13 protein-coding genes and 1 riboswitch are annotated in these 13752 nt (G+C 43.2%); of the genes, 2 read left to right on the plus strand and 11 right to left on the minus strand.

Annotated features, from left to right (window positions below):
* Positions 1-26: 26 nt before the first annotated feature.
* The 5 genes from glcT to P4361_RS12215 form a co-directional block, all read right to left on the minus strand.
* The gene (glcT, locus tag P4361_RS12195; protein WP_091004069.1) at positions 27-860 is read right to left on the minus strand and encodes a glucose PTS transporter transcription antiterminator GlcT; all 834 of its coding nucleotides are present in this window, start codon (positions 858-860) and stop codon (positions 27-29) included.
* A gap of 195 nt (positions 861-1055) precedes the next feature.
* Positions 1056-1280, minus strand: a complete 225-nt coding sequence (locus tag P4361_RS12200) for a helix-turn-helix domain-containing protein (RefSeq protein WP_007202417.1) — start codon at positions 1278-1280, stop codon at positions 1056-1058.
* A gap of 364 nt (positions 1281-1644) precedes the next feature.
* Entirely contained in the window at positions 1645-2403 is a 759-nt protein-coding gene (gene sdhB, locus P4361_RS12205; RefSeq protein ID WP_091004066.1) for a succinate dehydrogenase iron-sulfur subunit, read from the minus strand.
* A gap of 2 nt (positions 2404-2405) precedes the next feature.
* Positions 2406-4169: a succinate dehydrogenase flavoprotein subunit gene (sdhA, locus tag P4361_RS12210; protein ID WP_062233993.1), complete on the minus strand. Its 1764-nt coding sequence runs from the start codon at positions 4167-4169 to the stop codon at positions 2406-2408.
* 16 nt (positions 4170-4185) lie between these two features.
* Entirely contained in the window at positions 4186-4794 is a 609-nt protein-coding gene (locus tag P4361_RS12215) for a succinate dehydrogenase cytochrome b558 subunit (RefSeq protein ID WP_053357636.1), read from the minus strand.
* A gap of 315 nt (positions 4795-5109) precedes the next feature.
* Between P4361_RS12215 and P4361_RS12220 the strand changes: the two genes are divergently transcribed.
* Both P4361_RS12220 and bioB read left to right on the plus strand, forming a co-directional pair.
* Positions 5110-5595 (plus strand): YslB family protein, encoded by a 486-nt coding sequence (locus P4361_RS12220; RefSeq protein ID WP_062233987.1) that lies wholly within the window; start codon positions 5110-5112, stop codon positions 5593-5595.
* A gap of 131 nt (positions 5596-5726) precedes the next feature.
* A complete protein-coding gene (gene bioB / locus P4361_RS12225; RefSeq protein WP_328089592.1) occupies positions 5727-6716 on the plus strand; it encodes a biotin synthase BioB in 990 nt (329 codons plus the stop codon).
* A 62-nt stretch (positions 6717-6778) separates the two neighbouring features.
* Here the strand turns inward: bioB and P4361_RS12230 are convergent, their stop codons facing one another.
* The 6 genes from P4361_RS12230 to P4361_RS12255 form a co-directional block, all read right to left on the minus strand.
* Positions 6779-8014, minus strand: coding sequence for an aspartate kinase (locus tag P4361_RS12230; RefSeq protein ID WP_256226255.1), 1236 nt, complete (start codon positions 8012-8014; stop codon positions 6779-6781).
* 194 nt (positions 8015-8208) lie between these two features.
* Positions 8209-8397, minus strand: a riboswitch (Lysine riboswitch).
* 73 nt (positions 8398-8470) lie between these two features.
* Positions 8471-10249: an excinuclease ABC subunit UvrC gene (uvrC, locus tag P4361_RS12235; RefSeq protein WP_328089593.1), complete on the minus strand. Its 1779-nt coding sequence runs from the start codon at positions 10247-10249 to the stop codon at positions 8471-8473.
* 222 nt (positions 10250-10471) lie between these two features.
* Positions 10472-10783: a thioredoxin gene (gene trxA / locus P4361_RS12240; RefSeq protein WP_053357633.1), complete on the minus strand. Its 312-nt coding sequence runs from the start codon at positions 10781-10783 to the stop codon at positions 10472-10474.
* A 119-nt stretch (positions 10784-10902) separates the two neighbouring features.
* Positions 10903-11526, minus strand: a complete 624-nt coding sequence (locus tag P4361_RS12245; protein ID WP_328089594.1) for a histidine phosphatase family protein — start codon at positions 11524-11526, stop codon at positions 10903-10905.
* Between the two features lie 56 nt (positions 11527-11582).
* Positions 11583-12560, minus strand: a complete 978-nt coding sequence (locus tag P4361_RS12250; protein WP_053357632.1) for an electron transfer flavoprotein subunit alpha/FixB family protein — start codon at positions 12558-12560, stop codon at positions 11583-11585.
* 13 nt (positions 12561-12573) lie between these two features.
* A complete protein-coding gene (locus P4361_RS12255) occupies positions 12574-13344 on the minus strand; it encodes an electron transfer flavoprotein subunit beta/FixA family protein (RefSeq protein ID WP_328089595.1) in 771 nt (256 codons plus the stop codon).
* Positions 13345-13752: the final 408 nt, after the last annotated feature.

Here is a 13752-nt window from a genome sequence, read left to right on the forward strand (position 1 = left end):
GTAAAGCAAAAGCACGATGTATAAAATTAAGTAAGCCTTTGCAAATGCATCGTCAGATACACTGCTTCCGCCTCTGGTATCGGTTTATTTAAAGTATTTTGCATTACCTTAATTAACTTCCAAGCAAGATTGTAGCACAAAGGATATTCCTCTTTCAACACCTTTGCTAATTTTTCTTGCTTATCCACTTGCTCACCCATCTCCATACGTTCGATCGTATGGCGCAGATGCCTGACAAGCCTGAGATAGTTGATGCTCTTATGGTCCAGTTTAATGGAGAGAGATTCCTCAATAATCGCAGCCAGACTGTTAATCATCCTGGAGTGTTCGTTAATATCGCTTAAACTTTTATTGGTAACCGCACTATGTATATGCAGTGCAACAAAGCCGATCTCGCCTTCGGGCAGGTGAATGCCGAGTGACTGGTTGATCTGTTCGATCACCTCTTCAGCTACCGTGTATTCCTTTGGGTAAAGGGTTTGGGTCTCAGAAAGAAAAGGATTTCGAATATCCATTCCCTGCTCCAGTCGCTTAACAGCAAATGCAACATGATCGGTCAGCGCGACATGAATATGTTCATTTAGCGTAGTTTGCATTCGTTCCTCTATATGGGTTATCACATCATTCAGCAGTTCGATAAAGGACTCATCAAGAGAATGCACAAGAGTTTTGTACTGCTCCTGCTCTTTTTCATTGGTTAAAATATAAAGTTTATCAATGGCATCATCCGTTATGACATCGCCCATTTTCTTGCCGAAGCCAATTCCCTTTCCGATGATAATCAGTTCCTGGCTGGAGGCATTTGATGCAACAACCGCATTATTATTGAGTGTTTTTTGTATATGAAAGGGACCATTCATCCTTTTTCAATCCTTTCAAGCAGAAGCCCAAATTTCGCAATGCCTACATCATAGCCCAAAAAAGGATGTTTATCAATTAAGAAAACTACTTATGAAGTCAAGACTTAAAGAGTGAAGCTCAAAAGACGGTATGGAATTTGAATGCACCTTTGAATATAAAAAAGAAAACGGCTTTCATGGAAAGCCGTTTCCCGACTAAATTTCTAGTTCTCCAAGCCTCAGTAATTCTACGACGGCTTGAGATCGCCCTTTTACCCCAAGCTTTTGCATCGTGTTGGAAATATGGTTACGAACGGTCTTCTCGCTGATAAAAAGCTGTTCTGCGATTTCTTTTGTCGTCTTGTCTTGGACCAATAGTTCAAAAACTTCTCTTTCTCGTTTTGTAAGTAGAGGCTTCGGTCGGTAGTGTTTCTCTTTCAATGATTTCACCCCTCCTTGCTAGGGTTTAAAGAACTGCCAATGCACAATTTGCAAATTGGAAGTATTTAGTCAACATATACTATGTTAAGAAGTTTTTAGGAGTGACTTGGTTCAAAGAAAAAGTAATGGTTTTTTGTCCCCTTCTTTCAAAAAATGAAGCCCATTTTTATTCAATAGCTGGATGGATGCCCCAAAACCTGTCCGCTTTTGCCTGAGAAATAAAAAAAGGGGCTGTCCAAGAAGTCTGTAAGCTGTTGATTTCCGTTCCAGGCTGCTCGCTTTCCGCGGGGCGTGCGGTGAGCCTCTTGGTGCAAGCACCGGCGGNNGGTCAATTTTCGACTTTCTGGGCAGCCCCTGATTTTTATTAAACTCTGTCGCTTCCGAAAAAGTTCTTGAATGCTTGGAATGTTGTATCCCTGTTTAGAGCAGCAATCGATGTTGTCAAAGGAATTCCTTTCGGGCATGATTGTACGCAGTTTTGCGAGTTACCGCAAGACGCTAGCCCGCCGTCAGTCATCAATGCATTTAAACGCTCTTCTTTATTCATTGCTCCAGTTGGATGCGCATTGAAGAGACGAACCTGAGATAAAGGCGCTGGGCCAATAAAATCAGATTTGCTGTTAACGTTCGGACATGCTTCAAGACAAACACCGCATGTCATACATTTAGAAAGTTCATATGCCCATTGACGCTTGGTTTCAGGCATACGAGGTCCTGGGCCTAAATCATAAGTACCGTCAATCGGAATCCACGCTTTAACTCTTTTCAAAGCATCAAACATGCGGCTTCTGTCAACAGCCAAGTCACGGACTACCGGGAAAGTTTTCATTGGTTCCAAGCGGATCGGCTGCTCAAGCTTATCAACAAGAGCTGTACATGATTGACGCGGTTTCCCGTTAATAACCATAGAACAGGCTCCGCATACTTCCTCAAGGCAGTTCATTTCCCATGTAATCGGAGTCGTTGCTTCCCCTTTTGCGTTCACAGGATTACGGCGGATCTCCATCAATGCGGAAATGACGTTCATGTTCGGACGGTATGAAAGCTCGAATTCTTCTTGGTATGGGGCGGATTCAGGACTGTCTTGTCTTGTGATGATAAACTTAATTGTTTTTGCGCTCATCCTTATTTCGCCTCAGCTTTCTTTTTAGAATAATCACGTTTACGCGGCTTGATATATTGGATGTCGACTTCTTCATAAGAGAAATCAGGACCATTCGTCGCAGCATTAAATGTTGCTTTCGTTGTTTTTAGCCACTCATCATCATTACGGTCCGGGAAGTCTGGTTTGTAGTGCGCTCCACGGCTTTCGTCACGGTTTAGAGCACCAAGTGTGATAACGCGTCCCAGCTGAAGCATGTGCCATAGCTGGCGGGTAAAGGAAGCCCCTTGGTTACTCCATTTAGACGTATCGTTAATGTTGATCTTCTTGTAACGCTCCATAAGCTCAAGGATCTTATCATCCGTTTGTTTTAACTTGTTGTTATAACGGACAACCGTTACATTATCCGTCATCCACTCACCGAGCTCTTTATGAAGGACGTAAGCATTTTCGTTTCCGTCCATGCTCATGATATTGTCGTATTTTTCTTGTTCTTTGCGAACTTGATGTTCAAATACAGTGGATGCAACATCATCAGAAGACTTCTCAAGTCCGCTGACATATGCCGCTGCTGCAGGGCCAGCTTGCATTCCGCCGAAGATTGCAGATAGAAGGGAATTCGCACCCAAACGGTTTGCACCATGATATTGGTACTCACATTCACCCGCAGCAAAAAGACCAGGAATGTTGGTCATCTGATTAAAGTCAACCCACATGCCGCCCATTGAATAGTGGACTGCAGGGAAGATTTTCATCGGAACTTTTCGAGGGTCATCACCCATGAACTTTTCATAGATTTCTATAATTCCGCCAAGCTTGATATCAAGCTCTTTCGGATCTTTATGTGAAAGGTCAAGATAAACCATGTTTTCGCCGTTGATTCCAAGTTTTTCGTCAACACACACATGGAAAATCTCACGTGTTGCGATATCACGAGGCACAAGGTTACCGTAAGCCGGATATTTTTCTTCAAGGAAGTACCAAGGTTTACCGTCTTTATACGTCCATACACGGCCGCCTTCTCCACGTGCTGATTCACTCATTAAACGAAGTTTGTCATCTCCAGGAATCGCTGTCGGATGAATTTGAATAAACTCGCCGTTTGCGTAATCAACACCTTGCTGATAAAGAGATGCTGCTGCTGCCCCGGTATTGATGACAGAGTTCGTAGATTTACCGAAAATGATTCCAGGTCCTCCAGTAGCCATAATAACAGCATCCGCTGCAAAGCTGTGGATTTCCATAGATTTTAAGTTTTGGGCTGTGATTCCTCGGCAAACGCCTTCATCATCCACAATAGCAGATAGGAATTCCCAGTTTTCATACTTTGTAACAAGACCTGCAACTTCATGGCGTCTTACTTGCTCATCCAGCGCATACAAAAGCTGCTGTCCTGTAGTTGCACCGGCAAATGCGGTACGGTGATGCTGTGTGCCCCCGAAACGGCGGAAGTCCAGCAATCCTTCTGGAGTACGGTTGAACATAACTCCCATACGGTCCATAAGGTGGATGATTCCTGGAGCCGCTTCACACATCGCTTTAACCGGACTCTGGTTCGCAAGGAAGTCTCCTCCATAAATAGAATCGTCAAAATGCACATAAGGAGAGTCGCCTTCTCCTTTTGTATTTACAGCACCGTTAATTCCGCCCTGCGCACAAACAGAGTGAGAGCGCTTAACAGGAACTAGTGAAAACAAGTCAACGTTCATGCCGGCTTCTGCTGCTTTAATGGTAGCCATTAGCCCTGCAAGACCTCCACCGACGATAATAATATTTCCTTTACTCAAGATGGTTCACCCCTTCTTAAATGAATGCAAAAATAGTTCGAACGCTAACGAATGCAAGTGCTAGGAAAACTGCCATCGTTACGTAAGTTGAAACTCTCTGTGATCGAGGCGAAACCGTAAGACCCCAGCTGACAAAAAATGACCATAATCCGTTCGCAAAATGAAAGACTGCGGATAATACCCCAACCAAATAAAAGGCCACCATAAATGGTGAGCTTAAGATGTCTGACATCATCGAAAAGTTAACTTCTGCTCCAAATGCTGCTGCAATACGAGTTTCCCAAACATGCCAGGAAACAAAAATTAGCGTAATTACGCCAGTTACACGCTGTAAGAGGAACATCCAGTTACGGAAATATCCATAACGGCTTGCGTTGTTTTTAGCCGTGAAGGTAATATAAAGTCCGTAAATCGCATGGAAATAAAGAGGAATAAAAATTATAACCGCTTCCAGAACATAACGGAAAGGTAAATGTCCCATAAAATTCGCTGCATTATTAAATGATTCTGCCCCTCTTGTTGCAAAGTTGTTCACAACAAGATGCTGGAGCAGGAATAAGCCAACCGGGATTACGCCCAGTAAAGAATGTAGTCTTCTCGTGTTAAAATTGCGACTTCCTGCCATACAATTTGCCCCTTTCTAAGTTCCCTCTGTCTTTTTCTGAAACCATTGGTTTCTATCCATTCCGTTTAAGCGTTTCCTCTCCGCTTGCAGTAAATAAGATGAACATTAAAGCGTTAACTAATAACATGTTTCATTTTACTCCCATCGTTTGACACCGTCAAGAAACCGGTAACATAAAAAGTTCAAAAATCTGTTGATTTCCCTAACTTTTTTCAAGGCAGACCCTCACTTAAATTTCGACAAATGTGTGACTTTTTATAGAGAAATTATTTTATTCAAGCTATAATGGAACAAGTAGAAAGCGGGGAGATCTAAATGGAACAACATGAGGACATCCAACACAACGAAGAAGAAACAACCGAGAAGGACAGTAAGCCTGCTGCAGGAGTTTCTGTATTCGCATATGAGCTGCTGAAAAACATTCTGATCCCGGATCTGCTGGGAAAAGAAGAACGGAACATCCTATATTGGGCAGGAAGAAACCTGGCAAGGAAATTCCCATTGGGTTCCACTGAAGAAATTGTTCATTTTTTCTCGGAAGCCGGCTGGGGCAATCTGATCATCGCTGAAATGAATAAGAACGAGATGGTACTCGAACTGTCTTCCTCTCTTATCAACAAACGATTCGATTTGCAGGATAATCCTACATTCGGTCTCGAGGCTGGATTTATCGCAGAACAAATCCAAAATCAAAGAAAATGTGTTACAGAAACCTATGAAACTTTGAAACGAAAGAACAAAATCCAATTTACCGTCCAATGGGACCGTAAAGACGAAACCGCAGGCTCACAAGGAGCCTGAAAATAGAAAGAGAATACTCTTTTCTCTCAAAAAACCGGCATATGCCGGTTTTTTTTGCGTTGACAATACAAAACAGCTGGCATAATGTTAACCTATACATAAAATTAGTTAACATTAAGGAGGCATCACCTATGAATTGGATGGAACTTGGAAAAGAAGTGATCGAAGGTAAAGAACTGAACGAGACAGAAGCCTTATCCATATTGGAATCAGACGATGACGAGCTGCTTAGCCTGCTGCAAGGTGCGTTTATGATCAGGAAGCATTATTTCGGAAAAAAGGTGAAACTGAATAAGATCATTAATACAAAGTCAGGCCTGTGCCCTGAGGATTGCGGATATTGTTCACAGTCTTCAGTTTCCACAGCGCCGATCGAAAAATATGCGATGATGGATAAAGACACGATTGTTGAAGGTGCGGAAAGGGCATATAAACAAAACGTGAGAACCTATTGTATCGTCGCAAGCGGAAGAGGACCTCTGAACCGGGACTTGAACACCGTCATTGAAGCTGTAAAAGAGATTAAATCCAATTATAATATGAAAATATGCGCATGCCTCGGCATTTTAAATGATAAGCAGGCACAGTCCCTTAAAGAGGCGGGCGTCGAAAGATATAACCATAATATCAACACATCCTCAGACCACCACAGCCAAATAACAAACTCTCATACATACGAAGACAGAGTGGCTACTCTGGAAAAAGTAAAAACAGCAGGAATCTCCCCATGTTCAGGCGTTATCGTAGGAATGGGCGAAAGCCGGCACGACATCATTAAGATGGCAGAAGCGCTAAGAGAGATCAATGCAGATTCTATCCCTGTTAATTTTTTGCATGCTATACCAGGTACTCCTCTCGAGCATCTTGACGAGCTGAACCCCCGTTATTGTTTAAAAGTGCTCGCCTTGTTCCGTTATATTAATCCAACGAAAGAGATTCGGATCTCAGGCGGCAGAGAGGTAAATCTCCGCAGCCTTCAGCCGCTGGGCCTTTATGCTGCAAATTCTATTTTCGTGGGCGACTATCTGACCACCGACGGACAGGAAACAAATGCTGACAACCAAATCCTTGAGGACCTTGGATTTGAGATCGACTTCTTAAACGAACCTGTACAGGTTTAATCCTGCAGCGAATTTTTTCCATTTATAAAAAAATCCGGGCAGCTTCGCCCGGATTTTTCTTATTATAACTGCTGAACCGGCTGCCTTGCGTCCAGTTCAAAGACGTCGTGCAGCGTTTCAATCGCTTTAATCATATCCTGCTGATCAACGACCGTAGAAACTTTAATCTCTGATGTGCTGACCATTTTAATCATAATATCCTGCTCAGAAAGAGCCTTAAACATCTGTGCAGCTACTCCTGGATTAGAAATCATTCCTGAACCAACAATAGATACTTTAGCCAATCCATCTTCATGCTGGATGGAACCAAACTGAAGCAAACTCTTATATCTTTCTAGAAGCTCAATTGTTTCATCTAAGATCGCTGTTTCAATGGAGAACGATATGTTTGTTCTTTCCTGCTTGTTTACACTCTGAATAATAATATCTACATTAACACCATTCTCTGCCAACAAGGAAAAAACAGAAGACAGTGTGTTTAAGCCATTCGGCAGGTCTTCAATCGTAATTTTTGTTACGTTTCCTTCAAAAGCCAATCCTCTCACTACTAAATTATTCTCCATTGTTGCTTCCTCCTCCACTAGTGTTCCGTTTTCTTTCTCTGTGCTCGAACGAACTTCAAGTCTTACTCCGAAATTCTTTGCGAATTCTACAGCTCTCGGATGCAGCACACCCGCTCCGAGATTCGCCATTTCAAGCATTTCATCATAGGAGATGGAAGGCAGCTTTCTGGCATGTTTCACCACCCGCGGGTCTGTTGTAAATACACCAGTAACGTCTGTGTAGATTTCGCATTTATCGGCACGAAGAGCAGCTGCCAGAGCAACGGCCGTCGTATCTGATCCTCCCCGTCCCAGTGTTGCAATATTATCCGAAGAGGTTAATCCTTGAAAACCGGCAACTACTGCAATCTTCCCGTCTGCAAGCATTTGCTGGATTCTTTTTGTATCGATATTTAAGATGCGCGCGTTGCCGTGAACATCTTCTGTTTCAACTCCAGCCTGCCAGCCAGTCAGAGACTCGGCTTCGTACCCGGCATCCTGAAGGGCCATCGCAAGCAGTGAAATCGTGATCTGTTCTCCTGTCGTCAAAAGCATATCCATTTCACGTTTGGAAGGCCTTGCTGTTATTTCACCTGCCAGCCTCACAAGATCATCCGTTGTTTTTCCCATTGCTGAGACAACCGCTACTACTTGATTCCCCTCGTTTGCCGCTTGAATGATCCGACTTGCCGCGTTTCTGATTTTATCCGGTGTGCCGACACTTGTACCTCCGAATTTTTGAATGATTAAAGCCACAATGTCCATCCTTTCTCATCAATGAAATCGAATTTATTGCCTTCCTGCAAAAGGCACCCAGATATGGCCAGCCTGTCTCGGCTTCCACTACGCAACAAACTGAAATGCAAAAATAAATATAAAAAAGCAGCAATAAGGAAAAGACCTTATTGCTGCTTGGTATATGCAACAGTAAGCCAGCTTGTTTTCCCCTCTTGTGAGATAGTCCTCCACACACCCTCCGGGCAAGAATGTGTGACAGCTCTGCATTTATTCAATGCAGGTCCAGCCGTAAGAAACAGGAGTTTCTTAAAGCTTCGGCAAAAATCCCCTTTCAGCTACCATCATAAGAGCTCCTTCTCTTCAGATAGCTTACTATTGGTTTTTGCTCCTCTACCATCACTTCAAAACTGAAGTATGGCGCTCTATTAAAATTTGTTTTAAGTTTAGCAAAGGACTTCTGAAAAATCAATACCTTTATAAAGGTTCATTTTGAAGAGCCTGAATAATTTCTTCTGCAACACTTAATGGAATGCCTGCCGCATGAAAATCCTCAAGAGTGGCTTCTCTCATTTTCTTGATGGAACCGAATTTTTTCAGCAAAAGTTTTTTCCTTTTTTCACCGACTCCAGGAATGTTATCGAGACTTGATTGAAACATGCCTTTCGCACGCACTTGACGATGAAATGAGATAGCAAACCTGTGGACTTCATCCTGTATACGCTGCAGCAGATAAAATTCCTGGCTGTTTCTGAGCAGCGGTATAATTTCAGGTGGATTTCCCATCAAGAGCTGGGATGTACGGTGCTTATCATCCTTAGCAAGTCCTCCGACCGGGATATCAAGGTTCAGCTCGTTTTCAAGAACATCCTGCGCAGCAGCGATCTGTCCTTTCCCTCCATCAATAATAATCAAATCCGGCAGCTGCCCATTCTCTTTTAAGATGCGGGAGTAACGCCTGCGGACTACTTCCTTCATGGAGGCGTAGTCATCAGGGCCTGTCACCGTTTTAATTTTATATTTCCGGTATTCTTTTTTGTTCGGTTTACCGTCTTCAAATACAATCATCGCAGATACTGGATTTGTCCCATGAATGTTGGAATTATCAAATGCTTCAATCCGGTATGGAGCTGGAATGTTTAATTGCAGCCCCAGATTTTCAACCGCTTTTACCGTACGTTCCTCATCACGCTCGATCAGTGCAAATTTTTCGTGCAGAGCGAGCTGTGCATTCTTCGTTGCAAGTTCAACAAACTCTTTCTTTTGCCCGCGTTTCGGCTGTATCACTTTCACGCCGAGAAGATCCTTGACCAATTCGCCGTCCGCCTCAGGAGGCAGCAAAAGTTCCCGCGGGAGAATATGATTTTTTTGAAGATAAAATTGTCCAATAAACGATAAAAAGTCTTCGATGGCATCTCCATAGAAAGGAAAGAGGGAAACATCACGTTCAATAAGCTTTCCTTGGCGGATAAAGAAGACTTGGACGCACATCCAGCCTTTATCGTAATGAAAACCAAAAACGTCCTTATCCACCATGTCAGCGGTCATCATTTTCTGTTTCTGCATGACCGCATCAATATGCTGGATCTGATCCCTCAGTTCTTTCGCCCGTTCAAAATTAAGGTCTTCCGAAGCGGCCAGCATTTTCTCGGTCAATTCCTCCTTCACTTCAGGAAAGCCTCCGTTCAGAAACTTAACGATTTCATCGACCATCTTCTTGTTCTGTTCTTCGGTAATATCATAAACACATGGGCCGAGGCATTGGCCGATATGGTAATATAGGCAAACTTTGTTAGGCATATGATCACATTTGCGCAACGGATACAGCCGGTCCAGCAGTTTTTTCGTTTCTTGTGCGGCAAAGGCATTAACGAACGGACCAAAGTATTTGCCCTTGTCTTTTCTAATCTTTCTGGTGTACAAGAGCCGGGGCTGCTGTTCAGCAGTAATCTTTAAATACGGATACGTTTTATCATCTTTCAGCATGACATTAAATTTAGGGTCATGTTTTTTGATCAGGTTCATTTCAAGAAGGAGAGCTTCTAGCTCTGAGGAGGTGATGATGTATTCAAAATCGGAAATATTTGCGACTAAACGCTGTGTTTTCCCATCGTGTGAACCGGTAAAATAAGATCTTACACGGTTTTTTAATACTTTTGCTTTCCCCACATAGATGACTTTTCCGAATTGGTCTCTCATTAAGTAACATCCGGGCTGATCCGGAAGTACAGCCAGCTTCTCTCTAATGGTGTCCACGTTGTCTCTCCCCTCCTTTTTCTATGTAACATCATAGCATGATATCCTTATTTTTGGCAGTTAAAATACAAAATATGAAACGGTTGTTTTATTCCCGGCAAGCGCAGAAACCCTTACCAAGCAACACGCTGTGTGGGGGAACCTTGTATACGAAAATCCAGTCCCAAACTTTAATACAAAAAAAGGCCAGCCATTAGAGGCCAGCCTTAATTATGTTCGTTATTATTTGTGTTTGTTTAAAAGCTCGCCAAGCGCTTCTTTCGGCTGAAAACCTACGACTTGGTCAACAACTTCGCCGTCTTTGAAAACGATCAATGTAGGGATGCTCATTACTCCGTATTTTCCGGCTACTTCTTGGTTTTCATCTACGTCAAGTTTAACTACTTTTAAGTCTTCATTTTCACTTGCTAGTTCTTCTAGAACCGGCGCGATCATTTTACAAGGTCCGCACCAAGGTGCCCAAAAATCAGCAAGTACTAGACCTTCACTAGTTTCTTGACTGAACGTTTGATCAGTTGCATTTACGATTGCCATATTAAAATTGCCTCCTTAGTTTCATCGTGTAAAAAGAGTATATCATCAAACCTAATTTACATCTATTTGTTTGCTCAAGATTTATCGTTCCCAACTTGCACTTTAATCAAACCAAATAATTAACCGTGTGGCTGCTTCAAGTGCACATCACAATTAAAGAGGGAACATGCCCACTGCCGCTCCACATGATGTAATATACTCACTGACGTATTAACGAGTGAAACATCATACTCATCGCTTGCCAGCAGGCCTTTTAGCATGGTGCCGATGAAAGCGCCGTGGCTGACCACGATGATTTTTTTGCCCTGTTGATGCTGTGTCAGCTCTTCAAGAAATTCGTTTCCTCTTTTTAATACCTGTTCTTTTTTCTCTTTTCCATGTTCCAGGGTACTCCATTCAGCTCCCCACCGTTTTATACGGGCCTGCTCATCCGTACCTTCCAGCCTGCCAAAGTTAACCTCCTGGATTCGCTTGTCGGTATGAATCGGAAACCCGAGTACCTCTCCGATGATTGAGCCTGTTTCACGGGCACGTGCCAGCTGGCTAGTAAAGACCATATCCCAATGTTCTTTCCCGAACCTTTTGGCTAATGCCGCAGCCTGTGCACGCCCTTCTACATTTAATGGAATATCCATGATGCCCTGAATTCTTCTCTCAGCGTTCCAATCGGTTACGCCATGCCTTACAAAAGCAATTGTTGTCACCAGCGTCCACTCATTTCTTTCGTATTTTTCATCATTCATGATGGACTTATTGTATAAAAAGAGGCCGGCTTTGTCAGCCAGCCCAGCCAAATCTTTTATGATTTAACTAAAACATTCTTAAATTCTTCCGTAAGCAACGGGACAACTTCGAACAGATCTCCTACGATGCCGTAGTCTGCAACAGAAAAGATGCTTGCTTCCGGATCTTTGTTGATCGCAACAATAACTTTGGAATTGGACATACCCGCTAAATGCTGGATCGCTCCGGAAATTCCGCAGGCAATGTAAAGGTCAGGTGTAACAACTTTTCCTGTTTGTCCGATTTGAAGAGAGTAGTCACAATAATCGGCATCACACGCACCGCGGGATGCACCGACTGCAGCGCCAAGCACATCAGCCAATTCTTGAAGCGGTTTGAATCCATCCTCGGATTTCACACCGCGTCCTCCGGCAACGATAATTTTTGCTTCAGATAAATCAACGCCTGTAGAAGCTTTGCGGACAACATCTTTAACAATGGTGCGCAGATCCTTCACATCAACCGCTAGAGAAGACACATCTCCAGAACGGCTTTCGTCTTTTTCAAGCGGAGCAATATTGTTCGGACGGATGGTTACAAATACAAGACCGTCCGTAATTACTTTTTTCTCGAACGCTTTCCCGGAGTAGATTGGACGAGTAAAAACAACATTGTCTCCTGCTTGTTCAAGAGAGGTTACGTCTGAAATCAAACCCGATTGAAGGCGTGCAGCAAGTCTTGGTGAAAGATCCTTACCAAGGGCTGTGTGGCCTAATACCAATCCGTCAGGCTTCTCCTGGCCGATGACTTGAAGCAATGCCTGAACATATCCGTCTGTAGAATACGTTGATAGCAGGCTGTGCTCAGCAAGAATGACTCGGTCTGCTCCATAATGGACTAAAGACTGTCCCGCTTCATTTAAACCTTCGCCGCAAAGCACGGCAACCACTTCACCGCCAGAGGAAATTTCCTTAGCGGCACCAATGGCCTCGTAGGATACATTTCTTAATTCACCGTCACGGACTTCCGCAAGTACAAGAACTTTTTTAGACATGTAGCATTCCTCCTTATATCACTTTTGCTTCTGAGCGTAGTAATGAAACTAATTCTTTCACTTGGTCGTTGACTTCTCCGCTTAAAATTTTTCCAGCTTCTTTTTTAGGCGGCAAGAATACTTCAACGGTCTTTGTTTTTGCTTCAACATCTTCTTCATCGATATCTAGATCATCGATTTCGAGTGTTTCAAGAGGCTTTTTCTTTGCTTTCATGATCCCTGGCAACGATGGATAGCGAGGTTCGTTCAAACCTTGCTGAGCTGTGACGAGCAAAGGAAGCTTCGTTTCAATTTTCTCAACGTCTCCTTCCACATCACGCTCAATCGCTACGTCCGTTCCATTGATTTCAATTTTCGTAATGGTTGTGACTTGCGGGATTCCCAATAGTTCAGCCAAACGCGGCCCGACTTGTCCGGAACCGTTATCAATCGCAACGTTTCCTCCAAGGATTAGATCATATTCTTTATCCTTGAAAAACTCAGCCAGCACTGCAGATGTTGTATATTGGTCGGAGTTCTCAAGATCTTCGTTATCAATTAAAACGGCTTTGTCTGCACCCATAGCCAACGCTGTACGAAGTTCTTTTTCTGACTCTTCGGTTCCTACGGTTACAACCGTCACTTCACCGCCATGAGCATCGCGAAGGGTAATCGCTTCTTCAATCGCATATTCATCATAAGGATTAATGATATACTCGGCACTATCATGAGAAATCTGTCCGTTAGAAATGCTGATCTTTTCTTCGGTATCAAATGTACGTTTTAAGATTACATAAAGATTCATGCTAATCCCTCCAACTATTTTTTAGTTTTGGCTGTTTTCGTAACCTTTGTTGCTCTTAGGAGTAGTTGATTTCCGTTTCAGGATGCTCGCTTTCCGCGGGGCCCGCGGTGAGCCTTACCGGCGCAAGCGCCTACCTCCTCAGCGTATGCGCCTGTGGGTCTCACTTGTCCCGCTTCTCCTGCAGGACAAGGAAGGCTTCGGCAGCGTTATATCGCACGAAGAAAATGTGAAATTCATTTTCGAGGAGTCTCGCACCTTGCACTCCAATCAACTTGTCAATGAAGCCTATTTACAAAAAGATTCCCAAAGCAACAATCTTTTAGAAAAGAGCCTTAAATTTTCACAATGGATCCCAGCAAAAGTAGACATCGTGTTACATTAAAAGATGAATTTAACATAGTGTAACGA

It is taken from the genome of Fictibacillus sp. B-59209 (assembly GCF_036216745.1).
Classification (GTDB): domain Bacteria; phylum Bacillota; class Bacilli; order Bacillales; family Fictibacillaceae; genus Fictibacillus_C; species Fictibacillus_C marinisediminis.